The organism is Microbulbifer maximicatervae (SeqCode), assembly GCF_052468295.1.
The window spans coordinates 294,390-320,228 of record NZ_CP174340.1; the positions used below are offsets into that span (position 1 = coordinate 294,390).

Here is a 25,839-nt window from a genome sequence, read left to right on the forward strand (position 1 = left end):
CAAAGTACGGGCCCGCCCAGGCGGGCTCGACTTTTGTGCACAAACGGTAACTTTTTGGTAACGCGATGAATGAACCAACCCCCAAACCCTGGTACCGGGAACCTTGGGCGTGGATGGTACTGGCCCCACTGATTACAGTGGTGGTTGTCTCCACAATTACAGTCTCGATAGCGGTGCGCTTTGCTGACGATAAAGTCAGTGATACTTACTACAAAGACAGCCGCATGTATCACTTCAGCGCCGAGCAGGACTTGCGCGCGAAAGAGCTGGGTCTGGCCGCTTTGGTCCAGTTTCAGCCGTCTGAAAAATCGGTTGTCGTGGAGCTGAATGGCGACCTCGACTACCCCAAGGCCCTACTGCTCACATTGAGCCACCCGGTGGAGTCTGACCTCGACAAGCATATCGAGCTCTCCCAGCTCTCCGTGGGTCGCTACCAGGGCACCTTGCCTGAAGGCGTTGGGAATCGCTGGTATCTCCGCTTGATGCCGGAACTCGATCCCGATGCACATCAGGACGCCAACTGGCGCCTGAAAGGTGAAATCAACTTCGATCTCGGCAATGCCGCGCCACTGAACGCAGTAACTCAATGACTTCGTCTTCCTCCTCCTGTTATCACTGCGGACTACCAGTCCCTCCCGGCAGCAACCACTCGGTGGTTATCGACGGGGCTGCCCGGGATATGTGTTGTCCAGGCTGTGAGGCGGTAGCCAGCGCTATCGTTTCCGGTGGTCTGGATGGCTTTTATCGCTTCCGGGAGAAGGAGAGCGACAGGCCGGGGGAAGCTCAACCCCAGGACCGCTGGGCGGCATACGATTTGCCGGAAGTGCAGCAGCAGTTTGTCCACGATTGGGATAACGGCAACAAGATTGCCTCGCTGTTGATTAGCGGTATTACCTGTGCGGCCTGTGTGTGGTTGATAGAAAAGCACCTGGGGCAGTTGGACGGGATTGAGAAGGTCTCTGTCAACGCCAGTACCCAGCGTGCCCAGATCGGTTTTAATCCCGACAAGATCAAACCCAGTGAGCTGTTTGGCGAACTGGAACGGATTGGCTACCGGCCGGCCCCGGCTACTGCGGCCAACCAGGAAAGTGTGATCCAGAGCGAGCACCGCGCCGCCCTGCGCCGCCTGGGTGTCGCTGGACTCGGCACCATGCAGGTGATGATGTTTGCCATCGCCCTGTATTTTGGTGCTGCAGCGGAAGAGGGCGTCGGCGAGTTTGAGCGCTACTTCCGCTGGGTTTCTCTGCTGGTGGCAACGCCAGTGGTTTTTTATGCGGCGCGTCCATTTTTCAGTGCCGCTTTGCGCAGTCTGCGCGCCCGACACCTGAGTATGGATGTGCCGGTGTCCCTGGCGATTGGTATGGCCTATGTCGCCAGCTTTTACGCCACGGTATTCGGCACCGGTGAGGTGTACTTCGAATCTATCTCCATGTTCACCTTCTTCCTGTTGTTGGGACGAACGGTGGAGATGCGTGCCCGCCACCGGGCGGGCTTAGCCAGCGGTGGTCTGGCCCAGTTGTTGCCGATGACGGCGGCCAAATACCAAGGGGACGATATTGTCCATGTACCGGTGGCCGCATTGGCCGCTGGGGATAAAGTCTTATTGCGTCCGGGAGACACTATCCCCGCCGATGGGGAGGTGCTGGAGGGCGTTAGTGGTGTGGATGAATCCCTGCTCAGCGGTGAATCGGCACTGCAACAGAAGTCTGCAGGCAGCCCGGTTTATGCCGGTAGTGTCAACGGCGATTCCACCCTGACTATTCGAATTACGGCAGCGGGGCAGTCGACTCGCTTGTCCGCTATTGAGCGCCTGGTAGAGCGGGCGCAATTAGATAAACCCAACCAAGTGGCCCTGGCAGATCGGGTCGCGGGTATTTTTGTCGGTGTCGTTCTATTCGCGGCACTAGCGGCGTTTGTTGTCTGGTGGCAAATCGACCCCAGTCGCGCTTTTTGGGTATCCCTGTCTGTGCTGGTGGTGACTTGCCCCTGTGCACTGTCGCTGGCAACCCCTGCTGCCCTGGCCTCCGCCACCCTGCGTTTACAGCAGTTGGGACTTCTTGTGGCTGGAGGCAGCCTACTGGAAACGCTGCCGCGTATCGGCCGGGTGCTGTTCGACAAGACCGGTACCCTGACGCGCGGTGAGCCGAGAATCCTGCATATTGATTTGCTGCGGGCCAACTGGAGCGAGCAGCGGGTTAAGGATGTTGCGGCTGCCCTGGAATCCCAGACCAATCACCCCCTGGCCAGGGCCTTCCGCGCCTGGCGTGGCAATCTCATCGCCACTGATCTGAAAGTTCATACCGGGGCTGGTCTGGAAGGGCAGATCGAGGGGGACAGTTACCGGCTGGGTAAGGCGAGCTTTGTCTCCAGTGAGGATGTTTCTACACCCGAAGGGGAGGGGCAGTGGCTGCTGCTCGGCGACTCCCTGGGTCCTATTGCCTGGATTGCGTTGGGGGATAAGTTACGGGATTCGGCAACCACCGCTGTTGAGGGTTTGACTGAGCAAGGTCTTTCAGTGGAACTGCTCAGTGGTGACCAGTCTGCGGAAGTTGAGCGACTGGCGGGGCGAGCGGGTATCAGCAACTACCGCGCCGGAGCCTCGCCAGAGGACAAGCTCAGCCATATGAAGCAGCTGCAAAGCGATGGTGAGAAGGTGTTGATGGTGGGGGATGGCATCAATGATGTGCCAGTGCTCTCCGGTGCCGATGCCTCTGTGGCGATGATGTCAGCGGCGGATCTGGCCCAGTCCCGCGCCGATGCCATTTTGCTGAACGGAGATCTTGAAGTGCTGCCCAAAGCTATAGAGCTGGCGCACAAATGCCGCCGAATTGTGCGGCAAAACCTGGCATGGGCTCTGGGTTACAACGTGATTGCCCTGCCGCTGGCATTTTGCGGTCTGGTGCCGCCCTGGGCTGCGGCAATCGGTATGTCCCTGAGTTCTCTGATCGTAGTGCTAAATGCGTTGCGTCTGTCCCGTGGACAGGAAGTCGACGAAAACCCTGTGAGCGCCGCGGCTTAATCCCGTGCTCACAGAAAGAGAGGAGGTGTAACTGATGGAAAGTCTGTATTTCCTGATTCCCATTGCGGTGATTTTGGTTGGCTTTGCGGTGAAGCTCTTTTTTTGGGCCGTGAATAACGGACAGTACGATGACCTGGAAACGGAAGGTCGTCGCATTTTGTTTGATGACGATGATGTTCAGCAGGACAAATCTGACGCGGAAAGGAAGCAGGAGAAGTAAGTGGGGGACTGGGGTTTTTTAGCGGCGGCTCTGGCTATCGGTTTTTTGGGTAGCAGTCACTGCATCGGTATGTGTGGGGGAATCTCCGGAGCGCTGGGTATGGCGGTACCGGGGAAAAAGACTGCTTGGGTGCAGCTGGGTTCTTACCAATTGGGTCGCCTGGGTAGCTATGCGCTGATGGGAGCGCTAGCCGGTGCCCTCGGTGCGGCGATACTGCCGGCACTAACTCCGCTGCGATTTGCTGCCGGGATCATGTTGATCCTGATGGCGCTGTACATCGGCGGTATCTGGCAGGGATTGGCTTGGATTGAAAAAGGGGGCCGCTACCTTTGGCGCTATGTGCAGCCACTATCGGCCAAATTACTGCCGGTTCGCTCTGCGGGGCAGGCACTGGCACTGGGCTCCCTGTGGGGCTGGTTGCCCTGTGGTTTGGTTTACAGCGCGCTGACTTTCGCCCTGGCCCAGGGCAGTGCTGAGCGGTCTGCCCTGGCGATGTTTGCTTTTGGTCTGGGCACTGTGCCCGCCATGCTGGCTACTGGTGCTGCGGCGGCACAGGTGCGTGGCTTAGTGCAAAAGCCGGGGGTTCGCTATGGTTTCGCCGCAGCGATTTTGCTGTTTGGTATCTGGACCATTTGGGGGGCTATGGGCCACGGTGGACACGGAGACCACGCCAACCACGGGCAGATGAGCGGGATGGAAGCTCCCGCAGAAGACACGGAAGAGCAGGGACACCATCATCACCATCACTAAGCGCAGTGATGATGGGTCCTGTGGGCGCTAGAGATCGATTCGCAGGGATAGGTCGATAGCGCGCAGGTGCTTGGTCAGGCTACCAGAAGAGATATAGTCCACTTCCAGTTCAGCTAACTGGGCGATGCGATCCCGGTCGACACTGCCGGAAAGCTCAATTTTGGCTTTGCCTTTGGCCAATTTCAGGGCAGTTTTAGTGTCTTCATCATTGAATTCGTCGAGCATAATAACGTCCACTCCGGCGGCGAGCGCCTGCTCCAACTCTTCAATATTTTCCACTTCGACTTCAATCAGGGCTTCCGGCTTGATCACTCGCGCTTGGGCGACGGCGTGTTCAATGCCACCGGCAGCGAAGATATGGTTCTCTTTGATCAGGAAGGCGTCGTAAAGACCGATGCGGTGATTGTGGCAGCCACCGCAAAGTACGGCGTACTTCTGTGCGCTGCGCAGACCGGGAATGGTCTTGCGGGTGTCGAGAATCTTCACCTCAGTGCCTTCAGCTCGCGCGGCGAACTCCGCAGCGGTTGTGGCAGTACCGGATAAGGTTTGCAGGAAATTCAGTGCGGCGCGCTCGCCGGTGAGGATAGCGCGGGCATTGCCTTCCAGCTCAAAAATAACAGCGTTGGCGCTGATGCGGTCGCCATCCTCGAAGTGCCAGGTGAGGACGAGTTCCGGGTCCAGGGCGTGGAATACAGCCTCTACCCAGGCGCGACCACTCAGAGTGCAATCTTCGCGGGTGATTACCCGGGCCCGCGCATTGCGGTCCTCTGGGATCAGCTGGGCGGTGATATCGCCACTACCAATATCTTCTTCCAAGGCCACCTGAACTGCGCGTTGCAGGTCGGCAGTGATATTGGGAATAGCCGTGTCTTGTGGTCGCATTGGGAAACCTCGAAATTAACGCCGACGCAGTTTACCAAAACACTCGGGGTTTTGATTGCTCAACTCAATCACCGGCAAATAGCAGTTGGCTCGACGAATAGCTGTGATAGGTGTCTCAAATATGTCGCGGAACTGTGTAAAACAGCCCAGAAACGCTAGTAGAATGCCAAAGAGCTAGGTTTGATCGCAATCTGAACTGTTCTCGGACAGGGCTGGGAATCGTTGCCCCTTCGCGTTCAAAACTTGAGTGAAATCAAGAGCTTCGGCAGATTTTTCACAGATGATCGCGCCCGGAGATCGGCGGTTTGGAGATCCGATTTACGGGGGTACAAGTCCCCGTAGTCGCTTGGAAAGCCACTTTCCCACTCACCAATTTTGCTATTAGCCACAGCGTTTTAAGTCGGACGGTATTCGAAGGACCTCTTGGAAATGAGTGAATCCAGCAAGGTAGTTTCCCTCTCAGAGAAAAGTGGAGCGCGCAATATTTCTGCATCTGGTAAGCCCGCTGTTCTGCCCGCCGCAGTAACAATGCTGAAAGAAAAAGCGACGGATCAGTTACTGGAGCGAATTAAAACACTGTTTGGCAAAGTGGATGATTCCCTGTTTGCCATGGCTGAGCGAGCCCACGGCCAGGAGGAACAGGATGGGCTTTTCCAGGCCTTGCGACTGTTGCGCGTTGAGCGCCGCAATATTGCTGAGCACTTTGTCCAGAATATCTCTCACGCTTTCCTTGTTCGCCAGGAAGAAAAGGCTGAAAGCAATTTCGCTTCCGATAATTTATCGCTAGTTCACAATGATGACCTAGAGCAATTGGTCGCTGCTGATACCATGGTGGCCACGGCTAAGCGCGATTTTGCCGAGCCCCTCACTGCATTATGCATGAGGCTCGATACGCTCTATGCGGTCAAAGTCTATGACAAGAACAACCCCTTGGGCCCTGATGTCATTTGTGATGCCTTTGTAGACTCGATTCAAGAACTGAATCTCCATATTCGTGCCCGCCTTACTCTGCTGAAGAAGTTCGAGCAGATGGTCATGTTGCAGCTGCGCGACTTCTATGAATTCTGTAATCAACTGCTCATAGAGCAGGGCGTGCTGCCATCGCTACAGGAGCAGCAGCGTGCAGCCAGGCAGGCGCCTGCTTACAACAGTACCTCCAATTCCCCCAGTGTTCCCATTGCACCCACTGGGGGGGGTAGTGGCGTGGTGGCCGGCAACCCATCGACGCAAGGTGGCGTAGCAACTACGGGACACTTTCCCCCTGGGCTAGTGTCCGCTGCAACCGGTGTTACTCCAATGCCTGCAGGGGATCTGCTTTCCCACTTGGGTGCACTGCAAAGTGGCAGCCACTATCAAGGTGGAAGTGCGGTACAGCTTTTGAATGTGGGCGAATTGCTACAGCAGCGCTTGGTGGATTCCAATCAGGCCGCTTCGCTGGCAAAAGTCGATAGCGATGTGATCAAGCTGGTAGAGATGTTGTTTTCCTTTATCCTGGAGGACCGCAGCCTTGCCACCCAAATCAAATCACTTCTGGGCCGCCTGCAACTGCCGCTGTTGAAAGTAGCCATTGCAGACAAGTCATTTTTCAGTAAAGGCGGCCACCCTGCGCGCAAATTGCTGAACGAGTTGGCCGATGCCGCTACCGGATGGCAGGCGGGGGATAACTACGAATCCGATCCCCTGTACAAAGAGATATCCGAAATTGTTGAGCGCGTGCTTAATGAGTTTGATCGGGACATCAACATCTTTGCCGTTTTGCTGGAATCCCTGCGCGAATTTATCGTCCGCGAGCGCAAGCGTGCCGAGATGTTGGAGCGCCGCGTAGTCGATGAGGCGGATGGTCGGGCTAAAACCCAAGCTGCCCGCGCACGGGTTGCCGCAGTCATGGATGCCTTGGTTGCAGAGCGGGATCTGCCACAGGTGGTGCAGGATTGGTTGAACAAAGTTTGGAACAACGTGCTGTTCCTGACTTGCGTCAAAGAGGGTACAGAGAGCGACGCCTGGAACCGCGACGTGCGCACAGCGAGAGATCTCGTGTGGAGTGTGCAGGCCCCAATGCCGGATTCCCGCAAACAGTTATTGAGCTTACTACCTGTTTTGCAGGAGAGATTGCGCGAGGGAATTGAAGCGCTTTCCTATAACGCTTTCGAAGCGCGTACCCTTTTCACCGGCCTCAAAGAAGTTTATCGCGAGCGCTTTGCCCTGGCCCAGCAATTGGCTGAGCAGCGTGAACGTGAAGTGGCAGAGCAGGTTGCCCGCGAAGTGCGCGCAGCGAAATCTACTGAGCCCGCGCCTGTTGTTGCTGATAATGTTGCTGACAAGCCTGTTGCCCCTGTTGTGGCGCAGGAAACTGCTGCTGATGCCGGACCCGCTGATGTTACTGAAGCTACGGTTGATGAAATTGCAGTGACTGAAGCGGTTATTGCAGAAGCCGTGGTTGCCCAAGAAGTGATTTCAGACACTGCCGAAGACCAACTTCCAGATGAGCCAGCTGAAGTTACTGTTGAAGCTGTCCAAGCCGAACCCCAGGAAGTGGCTGTGCCGCAGATGGAAGAGCTTGAGCAGGCAGTTGCTGAAGCAGAGGTGGCTGCACCGGAGCAGGATGGACTGGCCCCCCTTGACGAAGATGATCCCCACTGGCAGATGACCTTCCGCCTGGCACAGGGCAGTTGGTTCGAGCTGAAGCGCTCTGAGGACGAGCAGTTCCGTTGTCGTCTGGCGGCGGTAATTCGCGATATCGACCAGTTTATCTTCGTTAATCGCAATGGCGCCAAAGTCGCCGAATTCGCCCGACTAGAGCTGGCCCATGCGCTGCGTTCGGCACAACTGCTGCCGCTGGATGACGGCATGTTGTTTGAGCGGGCGCTGCAGTCCGTAATTGGCAATGTGCGCAAGAAGCGCAGTGAGCAGCGCTAATTTTCAGGAATTTAACGAGAGGACGTTGAGTATTTAGCAGGGATACTCAGTGGCCAGTAGTTTTCCGCAAGTTATGTCGCGATACTGCTCCGATCAGATTGGCATATCGATCAACGCTTCCATAGAATGGTAACTGCTGAAGCCCCGGGCGATACCGGGGCTATCAATAGGTTGCAGCGGAGATCGCAGATTGAAATATCAAGTGGAGTCTGGCTGGTTGGCGGGCGCGCGCCGGGTTCCGAGTCCTCATTGCAATAGCCGCCCGGAAGACTGTGCGGTGGATCTATTGGTGATTCACAGTATCAGCTTGCCGCCCGGACAGTATGGCGGCCCCTACATTGATGCCTTTTTCCTGGGGCAGTTGGACATCGATGCGCACCCCTATTTTGCCGATATTGCTGCGTTACAGGTGTCTGCGCATATTTTGATCGACCGCGATGGCCTGGTAACCCAATACGTGCCCCTTGATCGTCGTGCCTGGCACGCGGGCAAGTCCGAATTTAAAGGTCGCACTAACTGCAATGATTTTTCCATTGGTATTGAGCTGGAAGGCTTGGATACCGATATTTACACCGACTCCCAATATCACGCACTTGCCGAGGTGAGTGCTGCGATTATGCAAGCTTATCCCGCTATTGATATCGATAGAATTGCCAGTCATTCGGATATTGCTCCCGGAAGGAAATTGGACCCGGGTCCGGGGTTTGACTGGGAGCGCTACCTCAACAAGCTGAAAGAAATCGTCTGATACCCAGTAGCGGACCTTAAAAGTGGGAAGGGTTTCTGTATCAGGAGCCGCAGCACGATTTTGATAACTGAAACAGTCTCGGATTACTTATGACTCTGTTAATTGTTCTGATCACCGTTGCCCTGGTGCAAATCTGGGGCTCAGGGGCTCCGTTACATCGCGATGGTTGGTTCAGTCGCTGGGGCCAGTATTTACAGGCGTTGCCCAGTATTAATGGCAATAGTGGTCTGCTGCTTGGTGTCACTATCCTGGTTCCAGTATTGATCTCTGCAATTGCGATGACGCTGGCAGAGGGCGCTGCGGGCGGTCTGGGCTACTTGCTGTTGGGGGTGCCACTGCTGCTCTATTGTCTCGGTCGCGGCAACTTCAACGATATCGTCGCAAACTACCTGCGCCACTGGTATAGCGGAGACCTGGAAGGTGCCACCAAAGCGGCGGCGCCCATTTTACGCGAGTTACACGAAGCGCCCTCCGATGACACTTGTCTGCATGAGCAGGTATTTCGCGGCGCTGCCTACTGCGCCTTTGAGAGACTCTTCGCCGTGCTGTTCTGGTTTATTTTGCTGGGTATTCCCGGGGCAGTTCTCTTCCGCTTGAGTGCTTTGTACGCAGAAAATACCCGGGGCTCCTCCGAACAGGCGACGGCGGCGCGTTGGTTGTGGTTGTTGGAATGGCTGCCGGTCCGTGTGATGGGGCTGAGCTTTGCCATTGTGGGTAACTTTGCCGGTTGTTACCGCGCCTGGCGCCGAGTGTTGATGTGTCGTGAGAGCCATACCGATCAGGTTCTCGAGGCTTACCTGGAAGGAGCTCTCGGCGGTATTGACGCCAGTGAGTGCAGTGGTGGTTCCGATCTGTCTCAGATGCAGCGCCAAAGTGGTGCGGAGATTGAAGGGCTGCAAGCGCTGCTATCCAGAACCTTGCTACTGTGGATCACTGGTTTGGCCCTTCTGGTTCTATTTATCTAAGGAGCCTCTGAATAATCCCACAATGCCTGTACCATCGCCCCAGAGCTACTTTTGTCTGCTGGGGCGATTGTTGAATTTGTCGCCATTTTCAAAATTTTCTCTCCTTCCTATCTTGACTTATCCCCCCCTTCCTACGAAATTGCGCGCCCCAGCGGCCGGACTTCGGTGCTTTGCCATATCAATAAAGCGAAGCTAGTCATTGCCTGCGACGGCTTATACTCATTGGAGGAAGTAGGGTTTGGAAGTTTCGGTATTGGAACCGCAAATGTTGTCAGATCTGGCTAGGGTAAACGATTGGAACGCAGCCACATTAGTGGCGGGCTTGCGAACCTATTTTCGCAGCGGTAGCACCACTGAATTGAGTTGGCGGCGCAAGCAACTGTCTCAGCTGCGCAAGATGATCTCCGAGAACGAGGCACATTTTGTCCAAGCCCTTCACGATGATTTGCGCAAAGCTCCCCAGGAAAGCTACCTCACTGAAATTTCATTTCTCTACAACGATATCGATCACACCCTGAAGTCCCTGAAGAAATGGGTGCGCCCGCGCAAGGTCCAATCGCCGATGATGACCCAGCCGGCCAAGAGCTATGTGCAACCGGAGCCGCTGGGTGTAGTACTGATTATCGGTGCCTGGAATTATCCGCTGCAATTATTGTTATCGCCGCTGGTACCGGCGATTGCCGCCGGCAATTGTGCGGTGGTAAAGCCCTCTGAGTTATCGCCAGCAACCTCCCGGTTAATCGCAGAATTATTACCGCGTTATCTCGACAACGATGCCTTTGCGTGTGTCGAAGGTGGTGTGGCAGAAACCACGGCGCTGCTGGAGCAGCGCTGGGACCATATTATGTACACCGGCGGTGGCCGGGTCGGCAAAATCATAATGAGTGCGGCGGCTAAATACCTGACTCCGGTAACCCTGGAACTCGGCGGAAAGAGCCCTTGTATTGTTGCCGACGATGCCAACCTGGAAGTGGCTGCACGGCGAATTGCCTGGGGTAAATTTACCAACGCGGGGCAGACTTGTATCGCCCCGGATTATGTTCTCTGTAGTCGGCAGACAGCCGATCGGTTCACCCCCATGTTGCAGCGGGTTCTCTGGGAAATGTATGGGGAGCATCCGCGGGAATCTGCCGACTATGGGCGCATTATTAACAGCCAGCACACCCTTCGCCTGTCGGATTACCTGGGGGATGGAGAGGTGGTATTTGGCGGTGAAGTCGATGTGGATGACTGCTATATGGCGCCCACCATAATGCGCAACGTCAATCTCTCTGCGGGAGTTATGCAGGAGGAGATCTTTGGCCCGATACTCCCCATTATTGAACTGGATGATTTCTCCAAAGCGGAGGAGTTTGTCAATGAGCGAGAGAAGCCCCTGGCCCTGTATGTATTTACCCAGGATGAAGCATTGGCGGATCGGCTTCTATCCCGTTGCAGCTCCGGCAACGCCTGCGTGAATGACTGCATGATGTTTATGCTGGCCCAGGACCTGCCTTTTGGAGGCGTCGGTGCCAGCGGTATGGGGTCCTACCATGGAGAGCATGGCTTCCGCACTTTCAGTCATTACAAGGCCGTAATGCGGCGCAGAAATATCCTCGATATCGATATACGATATGCACCCTTCAACGACAGGAAAATGAAATTCCTGCGTATGCTCAGCAAATAATTCCTTATCGACAGGCACGGTTTTCCACTGTGCTTGCTCCGTAGAACACTGGATGTTATCGGCGGTGGATAAGCTGGATTATTCCCATGTAGTCGAAAAGGATACACAGTGTTATGCCCCTGGATCGCAACGAGATACCTGCCAGTGAGGATGTATTTAGTGCCGCACAAAATATTGCAGGCATGGTACACGAGACCCCTCTGCTCAGCTCTCGGCAGCTGAACGAGCTGACGGGCGCCAATTTGTGGTTTAAGTGTGAGCACTTGCAGAAAGTGGGTGCCTTTAAAGCGCGGGGCGCGGCTAATGCGCTTTCGCTGCTCCCAGACGGGGTCGAGGAAGTTGCCACCCATTCGTCCGGTAATCACGGTGCGGCGCTCGCCTGGGCAGCAGCCCAGCGGGGATTGGCCTGCACGGTGGTGATGCCCGAAACGGCTCCCAAGACGAAACGCATGGCGGTTGAGGGGTACAGTGCCAAAGTGGTGACTTCGGGCCCCAGCCTGGCTGATCGCGAATCCACTTTGGCAAAGGTACTTGAAGAAACCGGTGCGCACGAAGTCCCGCCCTATGACGATAAGCGCATTATTGCAGGGCAGGGCACTGTAGCCATGGAAGTGCTCAAGCAGAGCCGCGAACAGGGCTTTGCTCCAGACGTTATTGTGGCGCCAGTGGGAGGCGGTGGACTTTTGTCCGGCGTGGGATTGGCTATGGCTGCGCTTGCCCCCGATATCCTGGTAATTGGTGCGGAACCCGCCGGAGCGGATGATGCCCAGCGTTCACTGCGCGGTGGCGTTCATATCACCACACAACAACCCGATACGATCGCCGATGGTCTGCGCACAACATTGGGCGGCAAAAATTACGCCGTTATTGAGCGCACGGTGCGGGATATTGTGACAGTCAGCGAAGCTGGTATCGTCAATGCGATGCGGCTATTGTGGACGCGAACCAAACAGCTGGTAGAACCGTCGGCTGCGGTGGGTCTCGCTGCGATCATTGAGCACAGCGCGCGCTTTCGCAATAAGAATGTCGTGGTTGTTCTGACCGGCGGAAATATGGATCTGGACAAAGTGGGCCCACTGCTGTCCAGTGAAGAAAACTAAAAGGGGAACTGGGATATGAGCCATTTATTGAAAAAGGGCGGCCGGGGTTTGGCAGGGCTGCTTTGTGCTGCTGCGCTGTCACTGACTGGAACCAACGCGATTGCTGAGAAGCTGACACTGTCATCCAGCTCCCTACAAGCTGGAAAGAAAATGCCCATGGCTCATGTTTATGGCAGCTGCGGCGGTGAGAACCTGTCTCCCCAATTGAGCTGGAGTGGGGCACCGGAGGGCACAAAGAGTTTTGCTATTACCGCTTACGATCCCGACGCGCCCACCGGCAGCGGTTGGTGGCACTGGGTGGTATTTAATATCCCAGTGGATACGACCAATCTGCCGGAAGGGGCCGGTGACCTGAAAAACGGCCTGATTCCAGAAGCCGTGCAGGGGCGCAATGATTATGGTAATTCCGGTTACGGTGGTGCCTGCCCGCCCAAAGGGCATGGGGATCATCGCTATCGTTTTCGTGTCTATGCCTTGAAAGTGGAATCCCTGCCGCTGGATGAAAACACTTCTCCTGCTAAAGTTGGCTTCAATATCAATGCCAATAAGTTGGCCGAAGCGGAGCTGGAAGTTTTGTGGGGCCACTGAGTAAATAAATTAATCTAATCCCGCTGCACGGTGATCGCTGTTGCGGCGGCTCAGGCTCTGGAGGCCCGCGCTTGACCAACTCACAAAAACAAATGACATGGGGGCAAGCGCTGGCCGCTTATTTGAAGCCCCGTGTACTCACCATGTTTTTCCTCGGCTTTTCTGCCGGCCTCCCATTTCTGCTGGTCTTCGCTACCTTGACTGCCTGGCTGCGGGATTACGGTGTCAGCCGTACTGCCATCGGGTTTTTTGCCTGGGTGGGGATTACCTTTTCGATCAAAGTTCTCTGGGCCCCTATTGTCGATCAGCTGCGTCTGCCTTTTTTCACGGACAAATTGGGCAAGCGTCGGGGCTGGATGCTGGCATCCCAAATCGGGATAGCGATTGGCCTGATAGGTATGGCCAGTGTAAATCCCCAGCTCTCCCTGATGCACGTGGCCCTGCTGGCCTTGTGGGTCGCTTTCTGTTCGGCCTCTCAAGATGTGGCGATTGATGCCTATCGAATTGAGGCCATGGATGACGACTATCAGGGCGCTATGGCTACCAATTATGTATTTGGCTATCGGGTGGCAATGCTGGTTGCGGGAGCGGGCGCCCTGTTTATTGCGGATATCTTTAGCTGGTCTGGTGCTTATCTTGCGATGGCTGGATTGATGGGCGTGGGCCTGATTACCACTCTGATTATTGCCGAGCCCGATCACAGCAAGGTAAACAAAGAAGCCGATGAGCTGCAAAGCGAGTGGGCCCAGCGTCTGTTGGGCAAGGGGGAACACGGTCGCTTGAAGCAGTGGTTTATTCGCGCCGTGGCCTGCCCCTTTATCGAGTTTTTTCAGCGCAATGGCCGCTTCGCAATCATTCTGCTGTTATTTATCAGTATCTTCCGTTTAAGTGATCTTGCGATGGGGGTGATGGCCAATCCCTTCTATTTGGATCTGGGCTTTACCAAAACGGAAATCGCTGAAATCAGTAAGCTGTTTGGCTTCTTCTGTACCATTATCGGTTCTTTTCTAGGCGGGCTGTTAGTGGTGCGTTACGGTGTTGTGCGCCCGTTGATACTGGGCTCGGTTATGGTCGCCTGCACAAACCTGCTATTTGCCCAACTCGCTGTGATCGGTCCCGATAAAGCTTGGCTGGCGCTGGTAATTAGTGCGGACAACATCAGTGGAGGAATTGCCAATGCGATACTGATCGCGTTTCTCTCCAGTCTTGCCAATAAAGCTTATACCGCCACTCAATATGCTTTGTTTAGCTCCCTGATGACCTTGCCGGGGAAATTTATCAGTGGTTTTTCCGGCATAGTGGTGGATGCTCAGGGTTATGCCTACTTCTTTATTTATGCAGCGCTTATGGGAATTCCAGCCATTCTGCTGTCCATTTATTTTTGGCGCCGCGAGCAGCGCGACTGGCCGGGAGAAGAAGTGCAGTCGGGAGCGGGCACTACCTAAGGTTTTCAGGGATGCTATTTCCTCTCTAAGAGTACATCCTGAATTCAGCTCTTTTCTAAATCCCTATGTCATATCAAAACTCTTCGCCGGGCATTCTGCCCGGCTTGTGTCTATGGTGGTTGTAAAGGTGAAACCCACCCCTCCATAGACTCGCCCTTATGTTTGATTGTGTGTCTGTTGCCTGTCGGGTCGGGTATCACTGGTAGACGATGCTCAGCGAATAAAAGCGACAAACTATGGCCCACGAAACCATCCGGGAGGCGGTGTTTAATCGGCGTATGCTGATTTGTATTGGCACCGGTTTCTCTTCGGGGATGCCTCTTTTTGTATTGATACAGTTGGTGCCCGCTTGGCTGCGTACCGAAGGCGTGGATTTGGCCACTATCGGTATTTTTGCATTGCTCGGATTGCCCTATACGTGGAAATTTATCTGGTCTCCGTTGATGGAGCGCTACGCATTCCCGATGCTCGGCCGCCGGCGGGGCTGGATGCTGGTAATGCAGCTGTTACTGATTATTTCCATTGGCGTCCTGGGGATGTTCAGTCCCCAGTTTGATATCTGGTCAATTGCCGCAATTTGCTTTGCCGTGGCTTTTTTCAGCGCCAGCCAGGATATAGTCCTGGATGCTTTCCGACGCGAGATTCTGCCGGACCAGGAGTTGGGTCTGGGCAATTCCTTTCACGCCAACGCCTATCGTATTTCCGGCTTGATTCCGGGATCCCTCAGCTTGATCCTGTCGGACCACCTGGCCTGGGATCAGGTGTTTATGATTACTGCGGCTTTTATGTTGATCGCCGTCTTTATGACCTTGATGGTGGCTGAGCCAGACCATCCAGCAGGTCGTCCTAAATCTTTGCGCGAGGCCATTGTTTTACCCTTTGTCGAATTCTTTAATCGCAATGGCGTAAAACAGGCGGTGCTCGTACTGGCCTTTATGTTTTTGTACAAGCTTGGCGATAGCATGGCTACGGCACTGGCGACGCCCTATTACCTGGATATGGGATATTCCAATACGGATATCGGCATAGTGGCAAAGAATGCCGGTTTGTGGCCTGCGGTAATTGGCGGTTTCTTTGGCGGCTTATTAATTGTAAAAATCGGGATTAATAAGTGCCTATGGATTTTCGGGGTGGTACAGCTGGTTTCAATTTTCGGATTTATGATTTTGTCTGAAGTGAATGGCGAGCTGGTGGGTACTCCAGATTTCAATCCGAGCCTCTGGCTATTGGCGATAGTAATTGCCTTTGAGTATCTCGGGGTGGGGTTGGGGACAGCGGTGTTTATTGCATTTATCGCCCGAACTACCAGCAAGTTGCACACCGCGACTCAATTTGCCTTGTTTACAGCGTTGACTTCGCTCCCGCGCACCTTCGCCAATGCCTCCACCGGCTATTTGGTGGAGGGAATGGGGTGGACACATTTCTTTCTCCTGTGTGCCGTTCTGGCGGTGCCTGGAATGATCCTGTTATTTTGGGTCGCGCCCTGGGGGGCTGATGAGGTAGCGTAGTTTTCTATATGCGATTGGGGCTAAGGTTTCCAGCGGTATTTGCCCATATCCACTCGCCCTTTCAGCAGTATGACCCCCTCTCTTTCCAGTCTTTCACGCTGGCGGCTGGCGCCGGGTTCCGGCAGGGAGATGCGCCCCTGGGCGTTGATCACCCGGTGCCAGGGTAGCTTGGTACCCCGGGGTAATTTACGCAGGGTCTGACCTGCAAGTCTCGCAGCGCGTGGGTAGCCGGCCATCTCAGCCAGGTCCCCGTAGGTGACAACCCGCCCTTTGGGGATCGCCGCCAAGGCCTGACATATTCTTTCCAGGGAGTTCTGTTTTTCCATAAAAAGCTCTAAATATCGGCGAAGTACGCCAACTGGGCGCAATTTTTTACTTTGTAATCTCCTGAAAATGAGATTTTTATTCGCCATTTATGGATACTTTACCAGCTCGCAAGGTCACAGTCCCCAGGGCGCGAAGGCCTCCGCTGTGACGGCGTGCCACATGATTCTAGTTATGGCATCATGGTGCGATTGTTGAGGCTGTTTGCACCGTTCATACACCTAAAAAGTCCAAGGTTTCTTAGTGGTTTTATCGACACGACTTCCCAAGCTCTTTGCTCGAACTCTCTTGTTTCTTGTGCCCTTCCAGGCCCATGCCGGTGTGCTGACCCTGGAAAATGGCGATCGTATTCAGGGCGAGTTGGTGCTGGTAGAGAAGGATCAGGTCACTTGGAAGTCAGAGACTTTTGGTGAAGTTAAAGTCGACAAATCCAAAGTGGTGTCGATGGATATCGATACCGATATCAAAATTGCCGGCAGGGATGAACCTTGCACCTTGGCTGGCCACCGCCAGGAGCGCTGGGAAGTGTACTGCGATGAAGGGCGCGGTTGGTTGATCGACTTCCCCGGTATTGAGCGGGCAGAACCCTACAGCACATTTACCACCAGTCCGGTGTTATTCAGCGGTGATGTTACCGCCGGAGGCGTATTCGAGAGCGGTAACCGTGAGCGTGAAGACCTCGATGCCAATATCAACTTGGATATCCGCCATGGAGATTTTAACCACCTGATTGGGGCGGTTTACCAGAACCAGGAAAGTGAAGAAGATGGTGACCTGGAAAAATACCAGCTCAACTATGACCTGCGCTGGATCTTTGCTGAGAAATGGTTTGCCGCTGCTAACAGTGAGTTGGAAAGGGAAGAGGCCCAGAACTTAGACCTGGGAACTACGCTCGGTCTCGGTATGGGTTATCTGTTTTACGATACCAGTAAAACCACTTTTTCCCTAGAAGGTGGCTTGAGTAGCCTGCACGAGAGTTTTATCGACGAAGAGTTGAGCGAAGACCAGGATGAGCGCTATGTCGCCGGCCGAATTGCACTTAACTACCGCTACAAGTTTTCCCTTGGACCGGAAATTTATTTCGACCAGGAAACCTTACAATCCTTTGATCACAGTAACGACTACGAAGCTAACGCCAAGCTGGGGGTGCGCACACCGCTGGTTGAAGGCGTGCTGATGGAGATCGGTTACGAGTGGCAGTACGACAATACGCCCTCCCTGGAAAGTGAAAAAGAAGATACCAAAGTGACCGTTGGTGTCGGTTACGAATGGTAATTCCCCCTCGAGCCAGCATAGGGCAGGTTCGAAGGCAGTCATAAACGATAAATCTAAAAAACGAGCGACGACGAGGAGTTCAATATGCAAATCGCTGACAGTATTGTTGCGATTACCGGTGCGGGCCAGGGGTTGGGCCGAGCCATGGCCGAGTATCTGGCTGCGCGGGGCGCCCGCCTGGCCCTGATCGATGTTAATGAGGAAGGCCTGAAAGACAGCGTTGCAGCTTGTGAAAAGCTCGGTGCTGAGGCTCGCAGTTACTTGATCAATGTTGCCGATGAGGAAGCGGTGGACTCCGGTTTTGCGAAAATCGCAGCAGACTTTGGCGGACTCCAGGTTTTGGTTAATAACGCCGGCATTATGCGCGATGGCATGTTGCTCAAGTGTAAAGACGGCAAAGTGACAGATCGCATGTCCCTGGCACAGTGGCAGTCTGTGATCGATGTGAATCTTACCGGTGTATTCCTTTGTGGCCGTGCTGCTGCGGGCATTATGGCGGAAAGCGGCAAGGGTGGGGTGATGGTCAATATCTCAAGTTTGTCCCGTGCGGGCAACATGGGGCAGACCAACTACTCCGCCAGTAAAGCGGGTGTTGCAGCGATGACGGTATCCTGGGCACGCGAACTGGCGCGCTACGGCGTGCGTGTTGCCGGGATTGCCCCGGGCTTTATCGGTACCGATATGGTTGCGCAAATGCGCCCTGAAATTCTTGAGAGCCTGGTAAAACAAGTGCCCCTGCGCAGGTTGGGTGAGCAGGATGAGATCGCCTCGACAGTAGCGTTTATTCTGGAGAACGACTATGTCACCGGTCGAGTGATAGATATTGATGGCGGAGCGCGCTTGTAAGCTTCCCTCTTCCCCAGCAAAAAAAGGGTGAACTGAGTTCACCCTTTTTTGATTCTGTAATTAGTTTCTGGATCTACAGCAAATAGTTCTTTAACTCAAACGTGTAACACCATCGGCGCGGAACTTCGAATACATTAGCTGCCATAGCTGAAGTGTGCGCCCCCGGAATGCACCGGCGTAAGATAGTAGATAGTAGCGCCACATCCTGTAGAAGCGCTGGCCGTAGCGATCGGCAAAGCGCGGCCAGTTTTTCTCAAAGTTTTCATGCCAGGCCATTAGGGTTTTATCGTAGTAGTATCCAAAGTTGTGCAGGTCTTCGCACACTAGCAAGCGATCGGTCGCGTCGCCCAGCTGTCCTACGGAAGGTAGCTCACCACCTGGGAATATATATTTTTCTGTCCACAAGTCCGTAGATGCGGTGCGCTGGTTGTTGCCGATCGTATGTAACATCATCAACCCATCTTTGTTCAGACAGCGCGCTGCTGTTTCCATAAATATTCGGTAGTTCTTGCGGCCGACATGCTCAAACATCCCTACGCTGGCAATGCGGTCGAAGGGTTCTTTGAGTTCTCGATAGTCCTGAAGGCGAACAGTAATTGGCAGTTCACCATAGCGCTCTGTCACATAGGCTTTTTGCTCTCGGGAAATCGTAATCCCTACACACTCCACTTGATACTTTTGCGCGGCATAACTAACCAGGCTGCCCCAGCCACAGCCAATATCCAGCAAGCGCATCCCGGGTTTCAATTCCAGCTTGCGGCAAATCAGGTCTAGCTTGGCTTCCTGGGCTTGGTCGAGGGTTTCAGCCTCTTTCCAATAGCCGCAGCTGTACGTAAGCCGATTATCGAGCATGGCACTATAGAATTCGTTGCCCAGGTCGTAGTGTTGCTCTCCCACATTAAACGAGCGGTTTTTGCTTTGTAGATTCACCAGATAGCTGCGTGTGGCGCGCCAAAAATAGCGCCAGTTCTTGATACTGTGATGAATCTCAGCACTGAGTAACCGGTGGAAGAATTGATCCAGGTCTTGGACATCCCAATCGCCGCGCATATAGGACTCACCCAGGCCCAAGCTGTGCCGGGCGATGACCTCATCAAGGGCTGCTTCCCGATGAAGTTGCAGGTCCCAGGGTCTTTCCCCGTTAATTTGAATGTCCGCTTTCGCCAATATATCGTCCACTAAGTGGCGACTGCGTCCGATGGCTGGCACTTCTATAGCATCCTGTTGCTCGCTTGCCATTCAATCCTTCCTCTCTCCAGTTACTGTGGGGTGGAATAAGGCGCCCTTGAATAATTTGCCTCCCCACTCCATTTACTACAGCATATTGAAAAAACCGTGATCGTCCCGGCTCTCAGCGAAGCTGGTTAACTAGGAATTTCCGCAATGCGCCCATTATTACTTCTATTTATAGCCCTACCTGTACTCGAAATGTGGGTGTTGATTGCCGTAGGGAGTGAAATTGGCGCCCTGCCAACGATCGGCCTGGTCATTTTGACCGCAGTGGTAGGAGTGACACTGCTTCGCCGCCAGGGGATCTCTACCCTGATGCGGGCCCAGGAGAAGATGCAGGCTGGAAATATTCCCGCCAAAGAGATGGTTGAAGGGATATTCCTCGCGGTGGGTGGTGTGCTGTTGCTCACCCCAGGCTTTATCACTGATTTCTTCGGCTTTATCTGCCTGATACCGGGGCTCAGGAACCTGTTGCTCGGTTTTATCCTTCGCCACGTCAAAGTGGTTCCTCCGCAGAATTTTAACCAGTCGCCAAATCACAAGCGTGGCGATGACATTATCGAGGGGGAGTATTCGAAAGATGAGAAGCGCCCCGGAGAGAATCAACACTCCGTTGAAGACAAGCGTCCCAAGCCTTAATTAGATCAAAAAGTGGACAAAATGCCCGTCGTGAGAATTTGCTTTGCAGTTTTTTCACCTGATGGTGTTGAAATCCTTATTCCCGCCCATAGATAGGGTTCAACTGAGAATTAAGCCCCACCTCTGAGGATCAGAGAGGGGTGAGGTTACCGGCCCAAAGGGCCAGTGCCGCCCATGTTGGAAACCATTAAAACGACTCAATGGAGAACTTATCCATGAAAATTCGTCCTTTACACGACCGCGTCGTAGTACGCCGTAAGGAAGAAGAAGCGATGTCAGCTGGCGGTATCGTGCTGCCAGGCGCTGCCAAAGAAAAGCCGAACCAAGGTGAAGTGGTAGCCGTGGGTGAGGGCAAGCAGCTGGACAATGGCGATGTTCGCGCACTGTCTGTGAAGGTAGGTGACACTGTTGTTTTCGGTCGCTATGCCGACAGCAATACCCTCAAGGTGGAAGGCGAAGAGCTGATCATCATGAGCGAAGGTGACATCTACGGCGTGTTGGAAGGCTAAGGCCAGCCTTTAACTTTACTCGCAAAAAGAATTTGAGGAATAAGAATCATGGCAGCTAAAGACGTAATTTTCGGTGACGACGCTCGTCAGAAAATGCTGAAAGGCGTAAACATCCTGGCAGACGCTGTAAAAACTACCCTGGGTCCTAAAGGCCGCAACGTAGTTCTGGACAAGTCCTTCGGCGCTCCTACCGTAACCAAAGACGGTGTTTCCGTAGCGAAAGAAATCGAGCTGAGCGACAAGTTCGAAAACATGGGCGCACAGATGGTTAAAGAAGTTGCTTCCAAAGCTTCTGACACCGCTGGTGACGGCACCACCACCGCTACCGTTCTGGCCCAGGCTATCGTAACTGAAGGCCTGAAATCCGTAGCCGCTGGCTTCAACCCAATGGACCTGAAGCGCGGTATCGACAAAGCGGTAACCGCAGCTGTTGACCACATTGCTGGCCTGTCCACTCCTTGCGCTGACACCAAGTCTATCGCTCAGGTAGGTACTATCTCCGCTAACAGCGACGAGAGCGTTGGTACCATCATCGCTGAAGCCATGGAAAAAGTTGGCAAAGAAGGCGTTATCACTGTTGAAGAAGGTTCCGGCCTGGAAAACGAGCTGGACGTAGTAGAAGGCATGCAGTTCGACCGCGGCTACCTGTCTCCTTACTTCATCACCAACCAAGAGAACATGACTGCCGAGCTGGACAATCCGTTCATCCTGCTGGTAGACAAGAAAATCTCCAACATCCGCGACCTGCTGCCCCTGCTGGAGCAAGTAGCTAAAGCTTCCAAGCCGCTGCTGATCATCGCTGAAGACGTAGAAGGCGAAGCACTGGCAACTCTGGTTGTTAACAGCATGCGCGGCATCGTTAAAGTTGCTGCTGTTAAAGCACCTGGTTTCGGCGACCGTCGTAAAGCCATGCTGCAGGACATCGCTATCCTGACTGGCGGCACCGTGATTTCTGAAGAAGTTGGCCTGGAGCTGGAAGGTACCACTCTGGAGCACCTGGGTACTGCTAAGCGCGTAACCCTGTCCAAAGAAAACACTGTAATCGTTGACGGCGCTGGCAATGTTAAAGACATCGAAGCTCGCGTTAGCCAGATCCGTGCACAGATCGAAGAGTCCTCTTCCGACTACGACAAAGAGAAGCTGCAAGAGCGCGTAGCCAAGCTGGCTGGCGGTGTTGCGGTAATCAAAGTAGGCGCCGCTACTGAAGTGGAAATGAAAGAGAAGAAAGCCCGCGTTGAAGACGCGCTGCACGCTACCCGCGCCGCAGTAGAGGAAGGCGTAGTACCTGGCGGTGGTACCGCTCTGGTTCGCGCTACCCAGGTTATCTCTGTAACTGGCGACAACGAAGACCAGAACCACGGCATCGCAGCAGCCCTGCGCGCTATGGAAATGCCTCTGCGTCAAATCGTTTCCAACGCTGGTGACGAAGCTTCCGTAGTTGTTGACAAGATCAAGCAAGGCGAAGGCAACTTTGGTTACAACGCTGCTACTGGTGAGTACGGCGATATGCTGGAAATGGGTATCCTGGACCCAGCTAAAGTAACCCGCTCTGCTCTGCAAGCGGCAGCTTCTATCGCTGGCCTGATGATCACCACCGAAGCCATGGTTGCAGAAATTCCGGAAGACAAGCCCGCTGCTCCTGACATGAGCGGTATGGGTGGCATGGGCGGTATGGGCGGCATGATGTAAGCCGGCCTTAAAGCCTATCTAAAAAGCCCCGCAATTGCGGGGCTTTTTTTTGCCTTGTGGAAAGTGGTTTACTGGGGGCAGATTTCTCCAAGGTGTGAATTGGTGTAGATGAGAGCACTTAACTGCTGGAGCTTGGTGCGATACAGGGCAGTAGCAAAATCGAGTGAAGCAGGGCTGGTAAGTGATGGTGAATCTGACTTAAGTTGAAATAACAAACATAGAATGGAATCGGTGCGGAAATATGGACATCTACGAAATGGTCGAGTCGGGAGATCTGCCAGCACCTGAGTGTGCGAAAACTCTGGGATTTGAGTTAATAAGCTATTCACGTGAAAAAATGGAGATGAAAGCCCGATTTTTTGCCAGGGAGTCATTCTTAAACCCTGCGGGAACAATACAGGGTGGGTTTCTATGTGCAATGCTCGACGACGTAATGGGTCCTGCACTTGTATTTTCACTGAATATTGGTCAGTTTGCTCCGACACTAGAGCTAAAGACTCAACTTGTTCGCCCAGCTAAAGTGGGGCCAGTTGAGGGTGTTGGCAGAGTTGTATCTAGAGGTGGAACTGTCTGCTTTCTGGAAGGAGAGCTTCTTCAAGAGGGGAAACTAATTGCTAGGGCAACCGCTACCGCTTTAATAAAGGGACAAAATTTATAAATCCTTGATGAAGGATGTGATGTTTTCTGAGGTAAAAATGAGTTTTGAACAAGGCATATATAGCTCCCCGGAAAGTGAGCTTTGCCCGGAGGGAAATAAGCGGGTTAGGTTGGGGAGCGTTCTTTCTATATTGGGTACTGCTCTTCAAACCCCGATTATTGTGTTCTTTTATTTGGGGATGTTGAGTTTTTGGGAAACTTCTCAGATCGCCCAATCACTTGATACATCCCCTGAAGTAATGGCAGGCATGATGAGCCAATCCCTCTCTAATTTTGTTATAGGAGGTCTATTGTCTGCTCCAGGCTTGTTGATTTCCTGTACTGCTTTGTTTATATCGTCTTTTCGAGCTAAGTGGTTATTCTGGTATTCTTTAATACTCTCACTGATTTGGATTGGCTCTTTTCCGTTTGGGACATTATTTGGTTTGATATATCTGTTAATAATTTTGATTAAACGAAAATCGTAAATGCAGATTTGATCCATTTTTTATTCTGATTTGTTAAGTGAAGTGAAATAAATGTTAGACACTATTTGGGATTATTTTCAGCAGCGAGAAATCGATGATGCGAGATATCGATCTCAAAATGCAAAGCAGATGGCCGCTAACCTGGAACTGGAAGTCGGTGATATTCAGGGACGTATAGATACATTAGTGTTGGCGAATCAGGCTATGTGGGAGCTTTTATCGGAAAGATTAGGGGTAACCGAGGCCGAACTTATTGAAAAAATGGGGCAGATTGATCTGCGAGATGGTAAGCGCGATGGAAAAATATCCACTGGTAACCTGAAAGAGTGCCCTTCTTGTGGTCATAAGGTGAGAAAGCAAAGGGCCAATTGTTACTGGTGTGGAACAGAGCTGACTTTATCCAGCCCGTTTATGGACTCAAAGCGGACTGATTAATTTCCCATTTGATGGAAGAGCTACCAATATGGTTTTTGGCATACTTGGATAGTCACTTGGCATCATCGGATTCTTAGTTGGCGCCTTCTGATCATATACTGATTTCAAGATTAACGCTTGGGAGACAGGTAGATGGAAACGGCACTTATTACTGGGGCCTCTGGTGGCATCGGCCTTGAACTGGCCAGGATACATGCATCTAAGGGTGGCAACTTGGTTCTGGTTGCCCGGTCTGAAGGGAAGCTTTCAGCACTCAAACAGCAGCTGGAGAAGGAGTTTGGTATCCAGGCAATGGTTATTGCCGAGGACCTTTCTGACCCCATGTCCGCGCAGAGAATTTTTGAGCGAACCCAAAGTGAGGGTGTGGAGATTGGCACTCTAATTAACAATGCGGGTTTTGGTGGTCATGGTCTTTTCCATCAGAGGGATTTGGAAGCTGAGCAGGGTATGATGCAGGTGAATATGGTTTCCCTTACCAATCTCACCCACCTGTATTTAAAGGGGATGGTTGGCCGCAATAGTGGACATATTCTTAATGTTTCATCTACAGCCTCTTTTATTCCCGGCCCTTTACAGGCGGTTTACTACGCAACTAAAGCCTATGTAACTTCATTTAGCCAGGCACTGGCGGAAGAGTTGAAAGGCACAGGTGTTACAGTAACGGCTTTGTGCCCCGGTGCTGTTGCAACAGGGTTTGTGGCCGCTGGTGATCTTCAGGGTGTCGATATTTGGAAAAATGCCCGCTCGGCTGAGTCTGTTGCCAGATGTGGCTATCAGGCAATGGAGCAGGGAGATCTGGTTGCTTTTAATGAGACACGGCTCAAGTTGTTTCTGAATTGGATAATGCCTTTACTGCCCCGTAAAATGGTACTGAAGTTTTCCCGTCAGACGATGGAAAAGTCTTAATTGCAGTCAGGTCCGGTAATGATCAAACGTGCAGCGAAATTCCTGGTACCTCCCAGCTGGAAGTTGATATTACACGATATGAATATCGATACAGCGCTGGCTCTTGCCTATGCCGGGTTACCTGCGGATCTGTTACAGCGGGAGGCTGTGACACTCACTCCGGTGGAATATTTCCGTTTCTGGTGTGGTATTGATCAGGCCTCGAAGGATCGGCCACTACCGCTTTTACTGGCGGAGCACCTTTCGGCTGAGTCGTTTGACCCTCCCATATTTGCGAGCCTGTGCAGTGCAAATCTGAATCAAGCTCTACTGCGGATACAGCAATACAAACCATTGATTGGTCCCATGGAATTGCACTTGGATATTACTGATGAGTACACCAAGCTCAATTTAGAGTGCTATGGAAGTGATGGGAATATCCCTGAAGCTTTGGGCCTGAGCGAATTAATTTTCTATATCCGCCTGGCTCGGTTGGGAACCCGGGAGGAAATTCAACCATTGGAATTGGCACTACCGCAGCTGCCTGAAGATCAAACGCCTTATCGGGAGTTTTTTGGTTGTTCAATTAAGCAGTCAGACCGGGTGATAATTTGTTTCTCAGCGCAAGATGCACAAAAGCCATTTCTGACTGCCAATGCCCCTATGTGGGATTTCTTTGAGGGTAAATTGAGCCAACAGCTCAAGGATCTGGATAGCGAAGCCACAATGGGAGAGCGGGTAGGTTCAGTATTGATAGAGTTACTACCGGCTGGAGAGAGTTCTGTCGAAGCAGTGTCTGAACGCTTGGCTATCAGTAAAAGGACTTTGCAGCGGAAACTGGGTGAGGAAAATCAATCCTTCCAGACAGTATTACAGGGAGTTAGATCAAGTTTGGCTGATCACTACCTCGCCAAATCCAGCCTTCATCTGGGCGAGATTTCTTTTATGTTGGGATTTAAAGAACCCAATTCATTTATTCGGGCCTACCGGGGCTGGAAAGGAATGACACCATTGCAATACCGGGACTCTATTCACTGAATAGATCCGTTAGTAAAAAGCCAATGTTTGCATATCAC

At 53.0% G+C, this 25,839-nt stretch carries 25 protein-coding genes; 21 read left to right on the forward strand and 4 right to left on the reverse strand.

What is annotated here, in order from left to right:
* Positions 1 to 65: 65 nt before the first annotated feature.
* From ACJJIQ_RS01625 to ACJJIQ_RS01640, 4 genes are read left to right on the forward strand one after another with little or no spacing between them, the layout of a single operon-like run.
* Positions 66 to 590, forward strand: coding sequence for a FixH family protein (locus tag ACJJIQ_RS01625; RefSeq protein ID WP_444891804.1), 525 nt, complete (start codon positions 66 to 68; stop codon positions 588 to 590).
* Positions 587 to 3,019 (forward strand): heavy metal translocating P-type ATPase, encoded by a 2,433-nt coding sequence (locus ACJJIQ_RS01630; protein ID WP_445363495.1) that lies wholly within the window; start codon positions 587 to 589, stop codon positions 3,017 to 3,019. The genes ACJJIQ_RS01625 and ACJJIQ_RS01630 overlap by 4 nt, the downstream gene beginning before the upstream one ends.
* 34 nt (positions 3,020 to 3,053) lie before the next feature.
* On the forward strand, positions 3,054 to 3,239 hold the full coding sequence (gene ccoS / locus ACJJIQ_RS01635; protein WP_108732140.1) for a cbb3-type cytochrome oxidase assembly protein CcoS: 186 nt from the start codon (positions 3,054 to 3,056) through the stop codon (positions 3,237 to 3,239).
* Positions 3,240 to 3,989 (forward strand): sulfite exporter TauE/SafE family protein, encoded by a 750-nt coding sequence (locus ACJJIQ_RS01640; protein WP_444942515.1) that lies wholly within the window; start codon positions 3,240 to 3,242, stop codon positions 3,987 to 3,989.
* A 27-nt stretch (positions 3,990 to 4,016) separates the two neighbouring features.
* Here the strand turns inward: ACJJIQ_RS01640 and nadC are convergent, their stop codons facing one another.
* A complete protein-coding gene (gene nadC / locus ACJJIQ_RS01645; RefSeq protein WP_445363496.1) occupies positions 4,017 to 4,871 on the reverse strand; it encodes a carboxylating nicotinate-nucleotide diphosphorylase in 855 nt (284 codons plus the stop codon).
* Positions 4,872 to 5,300: 429 nt separating this feature from the next.
* Here nadC and ACJJIQ_RS01650 point away from each other — a divergent pair, with 429 nt between their 5' ends.
* From ACJJIQ_RS01650 to ACJJIQ_RS01685, 8 genes are all read left to right on the forward strand, one after another.
* Complete coding sequence (locus ACJJIQ_RS01650) at positions 5,301 to 7,787, forward strand: DUF1631 domain-containing protein (RefSeq protein ID WP_445363497.1); 2,487 nt, start codon at positions 5,301 to 5,303, stop codon at positions 7,785 to 7,787.
* Positions 7,788 to 7,977: 190 nt separating this feature from the next.
* Entirely contained in the window at positions 7,978 to 8,535 is a 558-nt protein-coding gene (gene ampD / locus ACJJIQ_RS01655; protein ID WP_413664710.1) for a 1,6-anhydro-N-acetylmuramyl-L-alanine amidase AmpD, read from the forward strand.
* 89 nt (positions 8,536 to 8,624) lie between these two features.
* Positions 8,625 to 9,500, forward strand: coding sequence for a regulatory signaling modulator protein AmpE (gene ampE / locus ACJJIQ_RS01660; RefSeq protein ID WP_445363498.1), 876 nt, complete (start codon positions 8,625 to 8,627; stop codon positions 9,498 to 9,500).
* A gap of 238 nt (positions 9,501 to 9,738) precedes the next feature.
* Complete coding sequence (locus ACJJIQ_RS01665) at positions 9,739 to 11,166, forward strand: aldehyde dehydrogenase family protein (protein WP_445363499.1); 1,428 nt, start codon at positions 9,739 to 9,741, stop codon at positions 11,164 to 11,166.
* Between the two features lie 113 nt (positions 11,167 to 11,279).
* Positions 11,280 to 12,266: a threonine ammonia-lyase gene (locus tag ACJJIQ_RS01670; protein WP_445360239.1), complete on the forward strand. Its 987-nt coding sequence runs from the start codon at positions 11,280 to 11,282 to the stop codon at positions 12,264 to 12,266.
* Between the two features lie 15 nt (positions 12,267 to 12,281).
* Positions 12,282 to 12,854: a YbhB/YbcL family Raf kinase inhibitor-like protein gene (locus ACJJIQ_RS01675; RefSeq protein WP_413664714.1), complete on the forward strand. Its 573-nt coding sequence runs from the start codon at positions 12,282 to 12,284 to the stop codon at positions 12,852 to 12,854.
* Positions 12,855 to 12,925: 71 nt separating this feature from the next.
* A complete protein-coding gene (locus tag ACJJIQ_RS01680) occupies positions 12,926 to 14,299 on the forward strand; it encodes an AmpG family muropeptide MFS transporter (protein WP_445363500.1) in 1,374 nt (457 codons plus the stop codon).
* A 236-nt stretch (positions 14,300 to 14,535) separates the two neighbouring features.
* Positions 14,536 to 15,807 (forward strand): AmpG family muropeptide MFS transporter, encoded by a 1,272-nt coding sequence (locus ACJJIQ_RS01685; protein ID WP_444956951.1) that lies wholly within the window; start codon positions 14,536 to 14,538, stop codon positions 15,805 to 15,807.
* A gap of 20 nt (positions 15,808 to 15,827) precedes the next feature.
* Here ACJJIQ_RS01685 and ACJJIQ_RS01690 read toward each other — a convergent pair whose 3' ends face one another.
* On the reverse strand, positions 15,828 to 16,133 hold the full coding sequence (locus tag ACJJIQ_RS01690) for an MGMT family protein (RefSeq protein ID WP_413664717.1): 306 nt from the start codon (positions 16,131 to 16,133) through the stop codon (positions 15,828 to 15,830).
* A 241-nt stretch (positions 16,134 to 16,374) separates the two neighbouring features.
* On the opposite strand from ACJJIQ_RS01690, the gene ACJJIQ_RS01695 reads away from it, so the two are divergent.
* Both ACJJIQ_RS01695 and ACJJIQ_RS01700 read left to right on the forward strand, forming a co-directional pair.
* Entirely contained in the window at positions 16,375 to 17,406 is a 1,032-nt protein-coding gene (locus ACJJIQ_RS01695) for a DUF481 domain-containing protein (RefSeq protein ID WP_444914470.1), read from the forward strand.
* Positions 17,407 to 17,490: 84 nt separating this feature from the next.
* Positions 17,491 to 18,252, forward strand: a complete 762-nt coding sequence (locus ACJJIQ_RS01700) for an SDR family oxidoreductase (protein WP_413664719.1) — start codon at positions 17,491 to 17,493, stop codon at positions 18,250 to 18,252.
* A gap of 90 nt (positions 18,253 to 18,342) precedes the next feature.
* Here the strand turns inward: ACJJIQ_RS01700 and cfa are convergent, their stop codons facing one another.
* On the reverse strand, positions 18,343 to 19,491 hold the full coding sequence (gene cfa, locus ACJJIQ_RS01705; RefSeq protein WP_445363501.1) for a cyclopropane fatty acyl phospholipid synthase: 1,149 nt from the start codon (positions 19,489 to 19,491) through the stop codon (positions 18,343 to 18,345).
* Positions 19,492 to 19,635: 144 nt separating this feature from the next.
* On the opposite strand from cfa, the gene ACJJIQ_RS01710 reads away from it, so the two are divergent.
* The 4 genes from ACJJIQ_RS01710 to ACJJIQ_RS01725 all read left to right on the forward strand — a co-directional run bounded on the left by ACJJIQ_RS01710 (position 19,636) and on the right by ACJJIQ_RS01725 (position 22,977).
* Positions 19,636 to 20,121: an FxsA family protein gene (locus ACJJIQ_RS01710; RefSeq protein ID WP_444894877.1), complete on the forward strand. Its 486-nt coding sequence runs from the start codon at positions 19,636 to 19,638 to the stop codon at positions 20,119 to 20,121.
* Positions 20,122 to 20,336: 215 nt separating this feature from the next.
* Positions 20,337 to 20,630, forward strand: coding sequence for a co-chaperone GroES (locus tag ACJJIQ_RS01715; RefSeq protein ID WP_020412315.1), 294 nt, complete (start codon positions 20,337 to 20,339; stop codon positions 20,628 to 20,630).
* A 48-nt stretch (positions 20,631 to 20,678) separates the two neighbouring features.
* Positions 20,679 to 22,319: a chaperonin GroEL gene (gene groL, locus ACJJIQ_RS01720; RefSeq protein ID WP_108732154.1), complete on the forward strand. Its 1,641-nt coding sequence runs from the start codon at positions 20,679 to 20,681 to the stop codon at positions 22,317 to 22,319.
* 241 nt (positions 22,320 to 22,560) lie between these two features.
* The gene (locus ACJJIQ_RS01725; protein WP_445359574.1) at positions 22,561 to 22,977 is read left to right on the forward strand and encodes a PaaI family thioesterase; all 417 of its coding nucleotides are present in this window, start codon (positions 22,561 to 22,563) and stop codon (positions 22,975 to 22,977) included.
* 201 nt (positions 22,978 to 23,178) lie between these two features.
* Here ACJJIQ_RS01725 and ACJJIQ_RS01730 read toward each other — a convergent pair whose 3' ends face one another.
* Positions 23,179 to 23,460, reverse strand: coding sequence for a hypothetical protein (locus tag ACJJIQ_RS01730; RefSeq protein ID WP_445363502.1), 282 nt, complete (start codon positions 23,458 to 23,460; stop codon positions 23,179 to 23,181).
* Between the two features lie 34 nt (positions 23,461 to 23,494).
* Between ACJJIQ_RS01730 and ACJJIQ_RS01735 the strand changes: the two genes are divergently transcribed.
* From ACJJIQ_RS01735 to ACJJIQ_RS01745, 3 genes are all read left to right on the forward strand, one after another.
* Positions 23,495 to 23,878, forward strand: a complete 384-nt coding sequence (locus ACJJIQ_RS01735) for a zinc ribbon domain-containing protein (protein ID WP_445363503.1) — start codon at positions 23,495 to 23,497, stop codon at positions 23,876 to 23,878.
* A 132-nt stretch (positions 23,879 to 24,010) separates the two neighbouring features.
* The gene (locus ACJJIQ_RS01740; RefSeq protein WP_445363504.1) at positions 24,011 to 24,784 is read left to right on the forward strand and encodes an SDR family NAD(P)-dependent oxidoreductase; all 774 of its coding nucleotides are present in this window, start codon (positions 24,011 to 24,013) and stop codon (positions 24,782 to 24,784) included.
* An 18-nt stretch (positions 24,785 to 24,802) separates the two neighbouring features.
* Entirely contained in the window at positions 24,803 to 25,801 is a 999-nt protein-coding gene (locus ACJJIQ_RS01745) for an AraC family transcriptional regulator (protein WP_445363505.1), read from the forward strand.
* Positions 25,802 to 25,839: the final 38 nt, after the last annotated feature.